At 59.2% G+C, this 15,611-nt stretch carries 13 protein-coding genes; 6 read left to right on the top strand and 7 right to left on the bottom strand.

All coding sequences use genetic code 11. From position 1 onward, the window contains the following. Window positions 1–568: 568 nt before the first annotated feature. Window positions 569–703 carry a hypothetical protein gene (locus JQ611_RS42520; RefSeq protein WP_283816773.1) on the bottom strand — a complete coding sequence of 45 codons (135 nt, stop codon included), beginning with the start codon at window positions 701–703 and terminating at the stop codon, window positions 569–571. 200 nt (window positions 704–903) lie between these two features. Here JQ611_RS42520 and JQ611_RS22765 point away from each other — a divergent pair, with 200 nt between their 5' ends. From JQ611_RS22765 to JQ611_RS22750, 4 genes are all read left to right on the top strand, one after another. Further along, window positions 904–2,223 (top strand): UDP-glucose/GDP-mannose dehydrogenase family protein, encoded by a 1,320-nt coding sequence (locus tag JQ611_RS22765; protein ID WP_212267208.1) that lies wholly within the window; start codon window positions 904–906, stop codon window positions 2,221–2,223. 76 nt (window positions 2,224–2,299) lie between these two features. Further along, window positions 2,300–3,313 (top strand): UDP-glucose 4-epimerase GalE, encoded by a 1,014-nt coding sequence (gene galE, locus JQ611_RS22760; RefSeq protein ID WP_212267291.1) that lies wholly within the window; start codon window positions 2,300–2,302, stop codon window positions 3,311–3,313. A gap of 375 nt (window positions 3,314–3,688) precedes the next feature. Beyond that, window positions 3,689–5,122, top strand: a complete 1,434-nt coding sequence (locus JQ611_RS22755; RefSeq protein WP_212391989.1) for an undecaprenyl-phosphate glucose phosphotransferase — start codon at window positions 3,689–3,691, stop codon at window positions 5,120–5,122. 75 nt (window positions 5,123–5,197) lie between these two features. Beyond that, the gene (locus JQ611_RS22750; RefSeq protein WP_212391990.1) at window positions 5,198–5,581 is read left to right on the top strand and encodes a hypothetical protein; all 384 of its coding nucleotides are present in this window, start codon (window positions 5,198–5,200) and stop codon (window positions 5,579–5,581) included. On the opposite strand, the gene JQ611_RS22745 is transcribed toward JQ611_RS22750, so the two are convergent. From JQ611_RS22745 to JQ611_RS22720, 6 genes are all read right to left on the bottom strand, one after another. Beyond that, window positions 5,508–6,398 (bottom strand): hypothetical protein, encoded by an 891-nt coding sequence (locus JQ611_RS22745; RefSeq protein ID WP_212466657.1) that lies wholly within the window; start codon window positions 6,396–6,398, stop codon window positions 5,508–5,510. The genes JQ611_RS22750 and JQ611_RS22745 overlap by 74 nt on opposite strands. After that, window positions 6,382–8,634: a polysaccharide biosynthesis tyrosine autokinase gene (locus tag JQ611_RS22740; protein WP_212267222.1), complete on the bottom strand. Its 2,253-nt coding sequence runs from the start codon at window positions 8,632–8,634 to the stop codon at window positions 6,382–6,384. Before JQ611_RS22740 ends, JQ611_RS22745 begins: the two co-directional genes overlap by 17 nt. A gap of 8 nt (window positions 8,635–8,642) precedes the next feature. After that, window positions 8,643–9,209, bottom strand: coding sequence for a hypothetical protein (locus JQ611_RS22735; protein WP_249133380.1), 567 nt, complete (start codon window positions 9,207–9,209; stop codon window positions 8,643–8,645). Between the two features lie 440 nt (window positions 9,210–9,649). Next, complete coding sequence (locus JQ611_RS22730) at window positions 9,650–10,297, bottom strand: transglutaminase-like cysteine peptidase (RefSeq protein ID WP_212466656.1); 648 nt, start codon at window positions 10,295–10,297, stop codon at window positions 9,650–9,652. A 160-nt stretch (window positions 10,298–10,457) separates the two neighbouring features. Next, complete coding sequence (locus tag JQ611_RS22725) at window positions 10,458–11,096, bottom strand: hypothetical protein (protein ID WP_212415735.1); 639 nt, start codon at window positions 11,094–11,096, stop codon at window positions 10,458–10,460. Window positions 11,097–11,138: 42 nt separating this feature from the next. Further along, complete coding sequence (locus JQ611_RS22720) at window positions 11,139–12,422, bottom strand: O-antigen ligase (RefSeq protein ID WP_249133379.1); 1,284 nt, start codon at window positions 12,420–12,422, stop codon at window positions 11,139–11,141. A 555-nt stretch (window positions 12,423–12,977) separates the two neighbouring features. Here JQ611_RS22720 and JQ611_RS22715 point away from each other — a divergent pair. Continuing rightward, a complete protein-coding gene (locus JQ611_RS22715) occupies window positions 12,978–14,168 on the top strand; it encodes an acyltransferase (protein WP_212267230.1) in 1,191 nt (396 codons plus the stop codon). Beyond that, complete coding sequence (locus JQ611_RS22710) at window positions 14,165–15,517, top strand: hypothetical protein (RefSeq protein ID WP_212466655.1); 1,353 nt, start codon at window positions 14,165–14,167, stop codon at window positions 15,515–15,517. Before JQ611_RS22715 ends, JQ611_RS22710 begins: the two co-directional genes overlap by 4 nt. Window positions 15,518–15,611 lie beyond the last annotated feature (94 nt).

The raw sequence follows: 15,611 nt of genomic DNA, 5'->3' as shown, positions 1-15,611 counted from the left end.
TATACTCTCAAAGGCGTCCCGGGCTCGAGGCCGCGCGAATCCTCACCTTGGCATTAATCGCCTGGGATGAATATATATCATCCTGATACAGGTTTGGCAGGACGCCGGGCGAGTCCCGGGTGTTCGACGGCAAGCCGCGCAACGGCGTTGCCTCACTGGCGCGGCCGGATCAGGCCGCAGGGACAGGCTGGCTGACGTGCGTCCTGTGGTGGACTTGCAATCGCCCCTTATCGAGGATCAGGACTTCCGGACAACGACGACGCCGGCATGGGGCACCGTCCTGTCGGCACGGGGAGCCCTTGCGAAGGACTTCAACAGCGCTGTGCATGCGTATCCAACCTGGAGAAGCGCTGCGAAAACCACTATCGCTGAAATTGCCTGGAGCAGGGTCTGGCCCTGTGTCATCGAAATCGCCGCCAGTGAAACCGATCCAACGAAAAGAATGGGCACCAGAATCAGAAACCGGAAGCGAATTCCAAGAACCAATCCAATCAAGGTACTGCAAATGGCCAGTGTGGTCACACCACCTACTCCATACAAACTACTGTGTTTCCTAACGCTGGCCTCCCTAAAATTGGCTTAATTTAGCCATTGAAATTGCTTGAAATTCTGATGCCAGGCCGGTTGCCGGGGAGATGCTCGCCGACGGGCGCTCAGCGCGGTAAATTTTCTGGATCGCGTCGAACCGATCAACATTGCGCATTTAATTTCCGGCGTCCCTTGCTTCCAGACCTTTTGTTTCGTGTGAGTGCTGCGTTTGCAGGACAATCCCGGATTTTGCGCCGAGCGCTGGGAAATCGGGCTGCCTCCTTAATCGAAGGGGTAGGTTTGACCCGCTTCCATGGTTAATTTAAAGCCTTCGCTGTCGGGAATTAAATACCGGAAAAAGAAAGTGTTCAGCTCATGCGCGTTGTTGTTGTGGGAACGGGATACGTTGGATTGGTTTCGGGTGCCTGTTTCGCCGACTTTGGACACCACGTCACTTGCGTGGACAAGGACGAGGCCAAGATCGCATCGCTACAGCGCGGCGAAATTCCGATATTCGAGCCCGATCTTGACCGCGTTGTCCAAACCAACGCGCGCGAAGGCCGACTCGTCTTCACGACCGACCTTGCGGGACCGGTAGGCGAAGCCGACGTTGTCTTTATCGCGGTCGGCACGCCGTCGCGGCGCGGCGATGGTCACGCGGATCTCAGCTATGTTTATGCGGCGTCGCGAGAAATAGCGAAATCCGTCCAGGGTTTTACCGTCATCGTCACGAAATCGACCGTCCCGGTGGGCACAGGCGATGAGGTCGAGCGAATCATCGAGCAGGTGAATCCTTCTGCCGATGTCGCCGTCGCGTCGAACCCGGAGTTTCTGCGCGAAGGCGCGGCCGTGCGGGACTTCAAGCATCCGGACCGCATCGTCGTGGGCACCGAAGATCCGCGCGCGCGCAAGGTGATCGGCGAGATATACCGGCCGCTTTATTTGAATCAGGCGCCGATCATGTACACCGGGCGTCGTACCGCCGAACTCATCAAGTATGCGGCCAATGCATTTCTGGCTACCAAGATCACCTTCATCAACGAAATCGCCGATCTGGCGGAAAAGGTCGGCGCGGACGTTCAGGAGATTGCCCGCGGCATAGGCTTGGACAATCGCATCGGATCGAAATTCCTTCATGCCGGTCCTGGTTACGGTGGCTCGTGTTTTCCTAAGGACACCCGTGCGCTGATCAAGACTGCGCAGGACTACGACGTTCCGCTAAGGATTCTGGAAGCGGTGAATTCGGTCAACGACACCCGCAAGCGCGCCATGGCCCGCAAAGTGGCCGCGCCATTCGGTGGCAACCTTCGCGGAAAAACAGTTGCTGTCCTCGGCTTGACCTTCAAGCCCAATACCGACGACATGAGAGAGGCCCCCTCGATACCGCTGATTACGGCGCTCCGCGACTTGGGCGCGACGGTTCGGGCGTTCGATCCGGTGGGCATGGAACAGGCCCGATTGGAGATGCCTGACATCGAGTATCACGAAAACGCCTACAGCTGCGCCGAGGGCGCCGACGCATTGGTCATCGTGACCGAGTGGGAGCAATTTCGAGCCCTCGATCTTGATCGGCTAAAGCAGGAGATGGCGGCTCCGGTCGTGATCGATCTGCGAAACGTATACAATCCGGACGATCTGACCGGCAGGGGATTCCTGTACCAAAGCGTCGGGCGCCAAACGAAAGCAGCGGGCTAGCGTGAACGCGATACCAACTTCAGCCTGAAGGCAACTACCGCTTCTCAATCCAAGTACTGCTTTCGTGGAGAAACCCGTGTCCCAAGGCCCTGCCATTCTCGTGACCGGAGGAGCCGGTTATATCGGCGCACACTGCTGCAAGGCTTTGTCGGAGGCCGGCTACGTCCCGGTATGCTTCGATAACCTGTCGACCGGTCACCGCAGCTTCGTGAAGTGGGGTCCTTTTGTCGAGGGCGACGTCAGTGACACGGCGCGAGTGGCCGAAGCGATCGCGTCCCACGACGTCGTCGCCGTGATGCATTTTGCTGCATTCAGCCAGGTGGGTGAATCCGTCACCGCGCCCCAGAAATATTATCTGAACAATGTTTGCGGAACATTGTCGCTATTGAAAGCGATGCTCGAGCAAAAATGCCGCCGCCTGGTCTTTTCGAGTACCGGAGCGGTCTACGGCAATGCGGGTCGCGATCCGATCAGTGAGGGCGCCGCCGGCGTTGCCGTGAACCCTTACGGCGTCTCGAAATGGATGATCGAGCAAATCCTGGCGGATTATCGCTCCGCCTATGGCATGCATTCGTTCTGTCTGCGCTATTTCAACGCCTGTGGTGCGGAATTGTCGGGATCGATCGGCGAACTTCGTGATCCGGAAACCCATCTCATTCCGCGCGCGATGATGACCCTGCAAGGTCATGTCAGCGATTTTGCGATTTTCGGGGATGATTATGAGACCCCGGACGGTACGGCGATACGCGACTACATTCACGTGGTGGATCTGGCTGCAGCGCATGTTCGTGCCCTCGATGCCCTGCTGAACGGCTCTCCGGGCGGTCGCTACAATCTTGGTACGGGTTCTGGATTCTCGGTGCGTCAGGTGCTGGCGGCCATCGAGCGCGAAACAGGCCTTAACGTTCCACTGGTGACAAGGCCGCGTCGGCCCGGTGATCCGCCGATTCTGGTCGCCGATCCGTCGGCAGCTCGCGCTGATCTCGATTTTCGTCCCGCTTGCTCGGATCTGGCAACGGTTGTGAGGTCCTCGTGGGCCTGGCATCAATCGGCCCACCCCCGCATTGATGCCGAAACGCGATCTCGATAAGCGCACGAAGGGCGTGCTGCACCGGCGCCACATAATTATCAGGATTATGACGCGACACCGGAATTATGGCGCGGTGGGAAAAAATTGCCCTGTTTTTGATGGTCCATTGCGCATGTGGCGCGCATATTGAATATTTAAATAGCACGGGCTGATCATTTAATTGCCGCATTGACGCAATGCAAAAATACATTTGATTTTTTGGGTGCGGTGCCACACTCTCGCTTCGATTGGTTAGCACTCTCTCAAAGCGGTCGTCGAAGATCTTTCCGCGAGATTAATTCGACATCGCTCGTTGCCCTCCGATTATTTAAATCAACACCTCGGCGGTTGCAGCGATGTCGGCGGTTGCAGTGATGGAAGTGACGAGGGCCTGAGATGTCTGCAACAACATATGGTACCGAAGACGTCTCTGCGACGATTGCAAGTCGTGGCGCGTCCCTGCAGCGCCCTTTCCAGATTTTTCTCATCAGTGGCGACTTTCTGCTGATCCTGGTGAGCTATCTGGTGGCGGGTGTCGTCTATCGCCAGTTCATGGGAACGCCGGCCGATCAGGAAGTTCCGATTGGTGCGGGCCTGATCGTCGGTGTTGCGTTCGTCGCAATAGCGTTTTTCCAGCGCGTCTACGACAGCCATCGTCTGTTCAACGGAATGTGGCAGGCGCGGAAGGTTGTTTTCGTCTGGATGATGTCGCTGGCGATTCTGGCTCTCATCGCCTTTCTTCTGAAATCGACGACGAGCCTTTCGCGCGGTACGACCATCGTGTTCGCGATTACCGGGCTTGTCAGCCTGGGCGCGCACCGGGCGGCCTGGCGCATCGGCCTGGCGTCTTCGCTGGCAAAGGGTCATTTGATTGACCGCAGGGTCGTGCTGCTCAGCCTGAAACCGCTCGATTTTACTTCGAACCGCTTCAAGGACTTGCGCAAGAACGGCTTCGACGTCGTGCGTCATTTCGTGTTGAACGCGACGCAGGATGACGCGGCCCTCGACGCCGAGATTTTGAACATCATTCGGCAGTCGCGCACGACGAATGCCGAGGAGTTTCTACTGGCAATCGACTGGAACGAACTGCCGATGCTTCAGAAGCTGAGTCAGCGGCTGCGCCAGGTCCCGCAGCCGATTCGGCTGCTGCCTGATTTTCCGATCGCAGATCTGGTTTCGCGGCCGTTCATGCCCGTCAGCGGAACGATGGCGATCGAAATTCAGCGGCCGCCGCTATCGATCTTCGAACGCGCGCAGAAGCGGTGTCTGGACATCGGCCTCGCCTCGATTGCCCTTTTGATGCTGGCGCCTCTGTTGATCATTTCAGCGGTTTTGATCAAGCTCGATTCAGAGGGCAGCATCATCTTCCGGCAGTCCCGTCGCGGCTTCAACGGAAAGCCTTTCGAGATCTGGAAATTTCGCAGCATGAGCGTTGCGGAGAACGGCCACACCGTTACCCAAGCGACCAAGCAGGACAGGCGGGTGACCCGGGTTGGCCGCTTCCTCCGGAAGACCAGCATCGATGAATTGCCGCAGCTCTGGAACGTGCTGCGCGGGGAAATGTCGCTGGTCGGTCCGCGACCGCATGCGCTGGCCCATGACAATTATTACGACCAGGTGATCAGCAACTATGTGTATCGCCATCATATGAAGCCAGGCTTGACGGGCTGGGCGCAGGTCAACGGCTTCCGCGGCGAAACGCCGACCATCGACTTGATGGAAAAGCGCGTCGAGTATGACGTCTGGTACGTCAGCAACTGGAGCATTTGGCTGGATATGCGGATCATCATCCGGACCGCGATGGTCATGATGTATCAGGAAGCCTATTGAGCGGGACGGGGTGCGTCCCGCGCTCGGCTGATCCCGGGACTTTGCCTTTCGGGGCTCCTGGTCTAGGATTTTCCGATGCTGTTGGCATCATGCAGGGTCCTGTTTGCGGCACTTGTCTTTGGTGGCGTTTTTCCGCCTGAAGTCATGGCGCAGGTCGAGTCGGAGTCGGAACAGCCCGGCGAGCCCAGAATGTCTCGCGAGCAGTGGCTTGCCGATATTGAGGCCGCCCGCCGGCGTATCGAAGAAAGAAGGCGTGAAGGGCGGAGTTTTGCCCAGCCCACGCCATCCGATGCGGACGTCGCCCGCGAATCATTCCAAAGAATTCTGGAGGATGACAGTTTACGCGCTGGCGACATCGTCGCCACAAGCGGCGGCCTGCTGATGTTCAAGGGCCAGTCGTCCAATGAGCGAAGCCTGAACGATTTCGCGCCCGTCGCATGGGGGGCCGCAAAGCCGTAGCCCGTACGTCTTTTCGCGGTCGCCGTACATCGACGGCTGGCGCGGGACCTGCTGGATAGCAACGGTGGCGGATCTGCAATCCGCTCTCGGACACGAAATGAAGAAATACCAGTCGCTCGGTTTCCGCAGCGGCACAGGTTCGGTCGAGCAGTTTCGTTTGGGCAGTGGCGGTTGCCCCTTGATAGAGTATGGCTGCGCTTGGATATAGCCGGGCTTGAAAAATGTCTTCGAAATCCTGTGCGACCGCGTCCTGCAGAGCGGCTGGCAGGGCGTTGAAGCTCCGCAGCGCCAATGGCGCTCGAATGAGCTGGAGCCAGGCCTCGTGGGGCGCCTGGCGATAGGACTGGTCAAGAAGCGCCACCGCGCGCGGTCCGAACCCCTCCTGGCGGATACTGGACCAGTACATCCCGAGCCAGCCAAGGGATTCGGTGGATGCGCACGCAATCAGCGCCTTGCTCTGGGAGTTGACGCCGGCGGTGTCGGTGTCGGCCTGCAGCAGATTGGCGCTACGCACCGTTTCATCGGCTAGTCCGATCTGCAGGAGCAGCAACTCGCGCAGCGTCTTCGAATTGCATTGCCGCTCGGCGGCCGGGAGGTTCGCGGCAATCATTCCCCGCAGGAGGGCCGGGTCGTACTTCTCGCCGCGCGCGAGGCGGCTGGCAACGAGCGGAACCGCGGGATCGCCAATGTCGGGAAATACCCGAGCCGCCCAAACCAGTGCGGCGGCGCCGAGAATGATATTGGCGCCCAGCATGAGCCGGCGATGGAGGCGGCGGGATGGCCGATACGGCAGCGCCGCCTCAGGCGCCTTCGACATAGTAGCTATTGTAGTGTGAGCCCTTATAGGCCTCGATACGCTTGAGCATCTTGGGGTTTGCCCGGTTTAGAACTGCCCCGAGAAGTTTCTTTTGGATGGCCTCCGAGCTGGCCAGCGATTCCTGCAATGCGCTGCGCGTCGTCCGGCCCCACTCGATGACATAGACCATCGCATCAAGGAGGTGGCTGATCGCCTTTGCGTCGGTCACGGGCATCACCGGCGCGAGATCGATGATGATGTAGTCGTAATTGTCGCGCACCGTCGCCAGCATATCCGTCATCGCCTTGGAGGCCATCACGTCAGCCGAATTGACCATGCGCGAGACGACGAAGGACGGAAGGAAATCCAACCCGGTTTCCTTGCTGCGCTTGATGTGCTGACCCAGCGACTGGGGATCCCTGAGCGCTTCGAGCAAGCCGGTCTTGGCGTTCGGTGCCAGTTCGCGCGTCAGCGAGCGGGTGTGCAGGTCGCCATCGATCAGCAGGGTACGGTGACCGGTCAGGGCGATCAGGTGGCCAAAATTGGCGGCAACCGTGGTCTTTCCCTCCTTCGGCAACGAAGAGACGATGCCGATCACGCGGACGTCGCGGGTCAGCCGGGCGACGTCGATGGAAACCTTGATGTTCCGCAGGGTTTCGGCGTAGCGCGAAAACGGGTGGTCGACGACATAGTGGGAGAGGGAATCGTCCCGGCCCTTCGCTGCCGAACTATCGATCGGTAGCAGCAGGCGCGCCTTCTTCCCAGCCGGCTTCTGCGGATGTAAATCGGGAAGCACGCCGAGGCATTTCACGCCGAGCTCGTCCTCGACCTCGCCGGGAGACCGCAGCACGTCACTCATCAGCTCTTTCGAGAAGGCCGCGCCGAATCCGAAGCAGAGCCCGCCGACCAGGCCGCCGACCAGCGCCAGCAGGGTTTTGGGCGAGCTCTTCTTGTCGGGCTTGACCGCCGTGCCGATGATGCGCGCTTCGCTGATCGGGAAGCTCTGGTTTTGCGTCGCGTGTTGAAGCTTCTCGAGGAAGTTGTTGTACAGGTTGCGATAGGTATCGGCGGCACTTTCGAGATCACGCAGCCTTACCTGCGCCTGACCGGTGTTGCCGGCCTGGGCGACCAGTCCTTTCATGTTTTCCTCAAGTGAGGCTTCACGGCTCTTGGCGATGGCGTAATCGCTTCGGTAGGCGTCGGCGATTCGGCGGACCTCATCGGCGATCGCCTTGCGCAGCTCTTCCATGCGGTTGTTGAGATTGATCGATGCCTGATGGGTCTTGCCGTAGCGCGCCGACCAATCGGCATATTGGCCCGCCAGATCGAGATATTGGGCGCGAAGTCTGGTGATGACCGAATTGTTGAGGGCGTCGGTGACGGTCGGCTGAGCCAGATCCTTGTCCGAAATCGCCTCGATCCTGTCGAGACGAGCCTTGGCTTCGGCAGTGGCGGCGCGGGCCTGAATGAGCTGGGTATTGACGTCCGATAGCTGCTGCTCGGTCATCAAGCCGCGGCTGGTGCCAACGATGTTGTTCTCTGTCTTGAAGGTCTGGACGGCGCGGTCGCTCGCGGTCGCCTGTTCGCGCAGTTCGGCGCTGCGCTGTTGCAGCCACTCGCCGGCCCGCTTGGTTGACTGGTATTTCGCCTCGAGCGCGCCAACGATGTAGGCGTCGGCGATCGCATTCGCGATTCGCGCGGCCTTGTCCGCATCCTTGGAACGGTAGTTGAGGGACAGAACATAGGTCGTGAGTACGCGTTCGACCTTGAGGTTTTTTTGCACCGCCTCGACGGCCGCGCGCTCGATCCTCTCCTTCGAGGGCGGCCCGTCGGACCCGAACAGGGAAAGCGTCTTACCGATAATGATCGCCACTATTCCGGGATCGGATCCGTTGAATTCAGGGTCCTCCGTCAAGCGCAGCCGTCGCACGATCGACTGGATCAGGTCCTCCGAGCCGATGATCTCGACCTGGCTGTCTACAAATCCGGTGTCGATAAGGTTGCTGTTGATAGCGGTTTCCTTGTCGAGGACCTGGGTCTGGCGCGTATCCATCAGAATACGGGCATTCGCCGTATACATCGGCGTCGATACCAGCAGATAGATGACGACAAGCGCCAACGTGCCGGCGACGACCGAGGCGATGAGTGGCCACTGCCGGCGCACGATATCGATGGCACGCTCGACGCTCAGCGTCGTGGTGCCAATCTCGATGCCGTACTTCTTGAGCGCCTGGAACTGGTCTCTGGGTTGATACATCTGCAAGCTCAATTGTAGCGGGATTGGCTGAGCGGGACCGGTATCTTGGCAAACGGATCTGATATCTCGGTGTTCCATTCACCCGTCAGCAGACCGGAACCGGTATTGGCTGGCTTCGCAGCCTGAGCAGGTGCCGCCGCGCCCGACTGTTCGGACTCGGCCGCGTAGCCGATCAAGACCGCGCGGTCTCCCAGTTTGCGCACGAAATCATTTATCTTCCGAGACGCTTCAGGCTTGGTCGTGAGACAGCGTGACTCCGCTCTGTAAAGACCTGAGCCGATTGCCACGCGATCCTTGTCCGATGATTGGTTCACCAGCTTTTCCACGGCAGGGAGCAGTGACGGATCGGTGACCAGGTATCCGCTGAGCCGTCCGGCCAGTTTTTCCTTGTCGTTACGCAGCTGTTGCAACAGCGATCCGGGTGAGGTGCTGAAAGCCTGCAGGGCCGGCGGGGGAACGCGCTCAGCCAGCGCGACGCATTGCGCACGGCATGGTGCCGCGATCACCAGGAGCAGCGCTATGCCTGCCAGAAGCCTGAACCCAGCCACAAGAGTCTGTCGTCGAATCAAGGACATACCATTCATTCGTGTACCGCTGGCTGGTGGGGAAATACGGTTTAATCGAAGGTTCAGTGTTTAATCGCCGGTTCAGGCGTTTAATCACATCTGCAGGCATTTAATCACCTGTTCAAGGCAATGATGGCAAAGAACTGTGTCATCTTTTTGTGCAGTGCAAAAGAGTGTCCCCATGACTTTGAGGAACTAGCAAATTCCGGACCAGTGAAATGTCCCGTCCGTCCGGCGACCCATGACGGCCTTCATCCAGAAGCGGGCCTGGGCGGCCGCCGATGCCTGAGGGTGGCAAGATTTTTGAGGTATTAATAAGAATATAATCAATAAAGCGCGCGTTCTCACCCGACGGTGAGACGAACTGCAACCCGCCCGTGGCCTGAAGCCATCGATGGCGGGTGCAGGCTCACGGGAGGGCAACCATGCCGTGAGTTATCAATAAATGTTCACTGAAGCTGCGGCCTAACGGATGCAAGCCGGTTCGCCTGGAGGCGCTGGCCGTGGCTGCCGACAGCAACCCAAAAGCGCGGATTGTCGCTCGATTGCATCGATATCCACGTATAGCCCATGGCATTCCAGGGACGGACGTCGCGCGACAGGTTGTCGAGAACAACGTCGCCGTCGGGAAGCCGGGCGACCAGCACAAGGTGCCCCTGACCGCTGCTGGTCAGGACCACCGCCAGGCGCAGCGCGCTCTGGGGCCAACCCCTTGCAATCAATTGGTGCCGCTTGGTGACTGCGTAATCGTTGCAGTCGCCTGCGGCCGGCGAGACCGTCCAGTGCGCGGTTATCGGATCCGTGGACTTGCGCAGCGGTGATATCGCTTCGTTAACCGAGGCGTTGACGTCTCGCAGCATTTCCATCGCGCGGTCGGCGGTCGGCAATGCCTGCACGCCGGTTTCCGCGTCGCATTCAGCGCGGTAGTTCATGCAAAACTTCACGAACTGGAGCGGCGCGAGCGTGTTGTCGAACTCCTCGATGAAGGCCGTCCGGTTGGTCCGCGACACGTCGGTCGAGGCGTCGGTTTCGGCCCTGGCGGCGCCACCGGCAAATGCGATTGCGGTCGCCAGCATCGGTGCAAATAGCAGTCTCATGTCGTCCCCCGTCATTCTTTTTCTTGACGCAGGTACGGTGTCTCACGGAGTTGTTGGGTTTAGGTTCCGCCGTTAGTTAAAATTGAATCTAACCGCAGATGACGTTATCTGCCTGATGGATATTGGTTAATTCGCGATCAATCCAGGCGTTCCATGGCGCTCAGTTGGTCGGACTGACCGGCGTCAGAACGGATGGCGTTCCGGCCGCGGCTGTCGTGAAAAGCGTCGTTGTACTGGTGCTGGCGCCAGCGCCGCCGCCGAAAGTTGTGCTGCTGTTGCTCGAAACGGCGCCCGGCGACGGCGTCGATGTGGTGCCCTGTCCACCGCCGGCGGTGGTGTCGCCGTTCGGATCTGCTCCGGTGATCGCCTCGGTCGGAATATCCCCCGTGATGCTCACGAAGGCTTGAATCAGCGGCGGATTCTCAGCCTTCAGGACCACTTCCTGGATTTGCTGGGCAAAGGCCGGCTGCGTCAGCACGCACACGGCGGCGGCGGTGCCGAGACCGGCACCGATCGCACGGCTTTGATCGGCGGAACTGGCCTTGGAAAGCGATGCGATGCCTTCGAGCGTCTCGGGCCGGGTCATCAGCATGTCGCGGATTTGCGACGCGAGGCCGCCCTGACCGTCCTTGAACTGGCTCAGGAGCGCTTCAGGGTTCTCCAGAAAGGATGTCGCGCGCTCTGCCGACACCAGCGAGGAGTTCGGGACGCATCCGCCGCTGGCGGGTGCCGCGGCAACCGGGGCCGTTCCGCCGGCCACGAGCATCACGAGACAAAAACCCACCAAACGCATTGTCATTGCCCAATCAATCGCAATTAAAAACAGCCGATTTAAATTAAATCATAATTCAGTCGCCACAGCTCCGCCACCGTTTTTTCGCAATGACGACGGAAGGCACTGCGCCAGCCCGGCACCGGTGATCGCGGCGAAAAAAACCCCGTAACCGGCTATCTGCAGCGAAAAATCGATGCTGCTGTGAAGCAACCCCAGCGCGGCGACGCTGGCTCCGGTGACGGGGATGTAGCGATCGCGCCGCCGCAGCAAGCTGCCCCGGAACAATTGGTAAACATACCAAAGCACGGTCGCAAAGATCGGGATGGTCGCGGGCAGGCCAATTTCGACCGCGAGTTGCAGCGGCGTGCTGTGGGCGCGGTCCCAAATCCCGAGGCTGCCTAATTCGGCGGGCCGGTAGGCGGCAAAAGCCGCCTCGAAATTGCCCAATCCGACGCCGAACAGCGGATGGTCGCTGACGATTGCGATCGCGGCGCGGTAGGCCGCCAGCCGCTGATCGTCGATCAGGCCATAGGTGAGAATCCGCCCTGCCACCGCGCCGCCGATCAGCTGAAGAACCAGGACGGAAACGACCGCGGCTCCCGCCAGCAGCGCCCATCTTCGAAAAGTGCCGAGCTCAAGCGGCCACAGATAGAGTGTGCCGGCCAGCAGAAACGCGCAGATCGACAGCAGCAGCCCTGCGCGTGATCCCGTCATCGCGGTCGCCAGCGTGCAGACGGTAAATCCGACAGCGAGAGCCGCTGGTGCGGCGAAATAGTGCCCGAGCAACGCGAGCGGCCGATCTGACGGCGGGGCAGCGCGCTGGTCCCCGCGATGTAGCGAGCGCAACAGAGGCACCAGGAAGAGCAAGGCGCAACTGCCCCAGAATGTCGCGGCGGTGTTGCGATTGACGAATGTGCCGGTGGCGAAGCCGAGATAGGCCTCCTTCTGCCTGAATAACAGCGTATTCGGGTCGGCAAGCTGCGCCAGGACTCCGTAACACGCGTAAAGAAAACCCGCCCACGCCAATATCCGGAGAAGCCGTTGGGCCGCTGGCGCATCGGCTGCAAGAAGAAAGGCGCGCACGAACGCAAGCGACACCAGCAGAGGGGAGCCAAAAGCGAGCCAAGGGCCGGCCGCGGTCATCGAAATGCGAGCAGGGACATCGGCGCCGAGGAGATCGAGCGGAAGCTTCCAGACGGGATTCGTCCGTCCCACCAGCGGACCGGGCCATGTTTGCAGCATGACGATCGCGCTGATCAGCACCATCGTCATGAACAGCGGCAGCAACAGGCGAAAATCCTCGCGGCCGATGGCTTCCAGATCCGCCGTCAATAGACTGAGCGCGAGCAAGACGATCCAGATCCAGATCCAGACGAAATCCGCCGATCCAAGCGGAAATGGCGCCAGGACGAAAACAGCTATCGCGACAAGATTGGACGCTCCGCCCAGAATTTTCCTGATTGATCCCTTATGCGACGGCAGGTGCCAAACCCCATTCCTGAACTGACTGGAACTTGGGCGCGGTAAACGGCGGCGGCCGACCGGGCTGGTCCCAGGTTCCCGAATTTATCGATCTGCCTTCCAAAGAGCCAGCGATGCGAAGGGATTGTTTCACGCCCGCTTTAAAATGCGTCGTCTTCGTGGCCGCATCCATTTGCGGATATGCCGGCGCAGACGACGGCAAATACGATGCTTTTCGCCAGTGTATTTATTCTGGAGCCTGCCACACGGGACGATTAAACGTGCAGGGCGATTAAAAATGCGGCCGCGCTTCTACGAGGGCATTTATTTGCGGAGCTGCCATGCGCGGTCGGTTTTTCGCGGGAGGATTTTAAGGTTCGGGTTGAACGGAAAACGGAAGAGAGGCACTATGTTGCATCGCAACAATTCGGACATAATTCGATCGTGACGGGCCATCGCTCAAAAGAACACTATGTCCCGCTCGACAGCGTTCGCGGCATAGCCGCGCTTTGCGTCGTGGTCCATCATTTTGTCATTTCTCAACCGCTTGCCGCGGTCCTGCCGAACAGGGCCTGGATCGACTTTGCGTTTTTTCATAACGCCTGGCTGTTCGTTGATCTGTTCTTCGTTCTGAGCGGCATCGTGATTTCGATGAGTTACGTGCGAGGCGGCTTCGGTACTTTCGAGTTTCGGGAGTACATCGTGCGCCGGCTCGCTCGCATCTATCCGCTCCACATCGTCACGTTGCTCGCATTCCTCTCGTTTCGAATGATGAAGCTCGGCCTTGTGGGCACCGGCCTGATTCATTTCGCGCCGCCCGAGATGGCGGTCAACAACGGCTATTCGTTTTTCCTGAATGTGCTTCTGCTGCACGCGATCGGATTCGTTGATTATTTGAGCTGGAACGGCCCAAGCTGGAGCATCAGCGCCGAATTCTATACCTACCTCGTGTTTGGCGGCGTCGTGGTTCTGGCTCAAAAATTCCGGGACGTTCGCATTGTCTATGTGCTGTCGCTGTTTCTGTCGTTGGCCAGCTGGGCTTTTATCCTGCTGGTTCTTCGACAATATGCCCTGGACTTTCACACCTTTGGCATCGCGCGCTGCATACTGAGTTTTTTCCTCGGCGTGCTGACGCTCAGAGCGGTGGCGTCGGTGCCTCCTGCCGTGCGCCCGGCTTTGCAGTCGATCTGGCAGATCGGCGCCGCGATTGCGGCCATCGCCATTGTCTGCGTGGTCGGAATGTGGCCGATGTTGAGCTTTCTTGCCCCGGTCATTTTCGCCGTCCTGCTCGGATCGCTGATGGCGTTCCCCGGACGTGGCCTGCCGAACCTGCTGTCGGTCAAGCCGCTGGTGTGGCTCGGCAAGCGATCCTATTCGATCTACATGGTGCACGCGCTCGTGCTCGTATTGATCGAGTACTTCTCGCGCGGCGTTGGTATGCGAACCTTCCAGATGATTGATCAGTTCGGTTCGGGAATAGCTGCAACGTTACTGCTGTCGGGTTACGTCGTGGCCGTTCTTGCGCTGTCGAACCTGACCTATGCTAATATCGAGATCCCCGGTTCGAAAGCCATCGTCGGACTTTTGGCCCGCAGGCCTCGCGTTGTCGCGACGGCCGAAGGAGGGGGGCAATGACGAGCCGGTCGTCGTCATCTCTCGCAGCACCGGATTTCAAAGCTCCGGAGCCGTTGCCTCTAAACAACCAATTGCCGGAAATCGGCATCTGGAACGTCGAGGCGGTTGCGCTGCTTCTTTATTTCTATCGCGACGCGTTCGCCGGCGCCCTACGCTACTACCTGAGCATCGCTAAACTGGACGTCCTGTGGTTTCTTCCGGATATCTTTGCGCTGATGTGCATTCTGGCTTTTATCCAGCGCTACATCATCACCGGCAAGAGCCTGATCGCTGTCCTCACGCTGCTATACATCGCGTTCGCCTTATACGTCGGATTTGTTTTTCTGGGCTACTTCGCCGGCATGGCGTCGTCGTTCAAGATGATAGCGCCCGTGTTTGTGGGTTTTTGTTTTTGTCGGCGCGACTTTAGTCAGTACAAGCAGCTTCTTGCCCTGATCCATCCCATCTTCTTCATTACCATTTTCGGCATCTTCCTTTCATCACGCGTGCAGATGCCATGGGTTGGCTTTGCTTTCGAAACGCTGGGAGCCACGCGGCAGGCCACCAGACTTTGGTGGGCGGCGTCGGAAACGCGACTGGCGGGGTTTGCCGCCGACAGCACGATGGCCGCGTTTTTCGTGTTTATTACCTTCGTGTTGACGTCGGCTCGCAGAAGTCTGCTGTGGATCGCCATCTGGGCGCCGGTCGGCCTTTACGCCATCAAGCTCACGACCAGCAAGACCACGCTGGGGGTGATGATAATGTACCTGTTGTGCCTTGTTGTCATTCGAATGCTCCCGGAACGCGAGAAGTTTCCCATGCTGCGCCGGATGGCGGGGCTCTCCTTCGCATCGATCCTGGTTCCCTTCGTGCTGATGATGTTCTTCGCCGGCGACGGCCTCACCAGCATCTCTCGGGGATTCTTCAGCCTTCAGGATCGCGTCAATAACAGCTGGCAGCTCCCGTTTGTGTATATGCAAGAGCTCATGCCCGTGGGATTCGTGACCGGTTGCGGCCTCGGCTGCTTCAATTATCCGCAGCAGCTATTCTCGAACAAGCTCAGCTACTATGTGCCAGTCGATAATTTCTATATCGGCACGTATCTGATGTTTGGCCCGATCTTCGTCGTATTCATGATTTTCGCCATCGCCGCGGTCATGAGGACCAGGGATATCTACAAGCTGTCCGCGACGATCGCGATGAACCTCTTTACCATCACGGTACTGGCCTATGGCCCGGCCAGCGGGTTGATCATGATCGGTGCCGCCTTTAGCGACATGTTCGCCAAGCGAGGCGCGCCGAATCGGGATCTGGTGAGTTCTGCACCGATCGCGCCTGGCATCGATGGTCTGGCATCGCGGCCGGCATGATGAAAGTCTCGTGGCACTCACCGGCGCTGATAGTGCCTTTCCCCCGCGCGCCCCGCGTCCCTGCCATGGCTCCCTCTCAGAGGAGGGAGCGGTG

The sequence above is a fragment of the Bradyrhizobium sp. AUGA SZCCT0182 genome (assembly GCF_018130185.1).
GTDB lineage: Bacteria > Pseudomonadota > Alphaproteobacteria > Rhizobiales > Xanthobacteraceae > Bradyrhizobium.
The sequence above is the reverse complement of the archived record's forward strand: the minus strand, read 5'-3'. Positions and strand labels throughout refer to the sequence as shown.

Coding starts and splice junctions, on each gene's coding strand:
- JQ611_RS22725 (WP_212415735.1), bottom strand. CDS start 11,096: ATGACAATGCGTTTGGTGGGTTTTTGTCTCGTGATGCTCGTGGCCGGC.
- JQ611_RS22710 (WP_212466655.1), top strand. CDS start 14,165: ATGACGAGCCGGTCGTCGTCATCTCTCGCAGCACCGGATTTCAAAGCT.
- JQ611_RS22745 (WP_212466657.1), bottom strand. CDS start 6,398: ATGTCGAAGGCGCCTGAGGCGGCGCTGCCGTATCGGCCATCCCGCCGC.
- JQ611_RS42520 (WP_283816773.1), bottom strand. CDS start 703: ATGCGCAATGTTGATCGGTTCGACGCGATCCAGAAAATTTACCGCGCT.
- JQ611_RS22750 (WP_212391990.1), top strand. CDS start 5,198: ATGCTGTTGGCATCATGCAGGGTCCTGTTTGCGGCACTTGTCTTTGGT.
- JQ611_RS22755 (WP_212391989.1), top strand. CDS start 3,689: ATGTCTGCAACAACATATGGTACCGAAGACGTCTCTGCGACGATTGCA.
- JQ611_RS22730 (WP_212466656.1), bottom strand. CDS start 10,297: ATGAGACTGCTATTTGCACCGATGCTGGCGACCGCAATCGCATTTGCC.
- JQ611_RS22735 (WP_249133380.1), bottom strand. CDS start 9,209: ATGTCCTTGATTCGACGACAGACTCTTGTGGCTGGGTTCAGGCTTCTG.
- JQ611_RS22765 (WP_212267208.1), top strand. CDS start 904: ATGCGCGTTGTTGTTGTGGGAACGGGATACGTTGGATTGGTTTCGGGT.
- JQ611_RS22740 (WP_212267222.1), bottom strand. CDS start 8,634: ATGTATCAACCCAGAGACCAGTTCCAGGCGCTCAAGAAGTACGGCATC.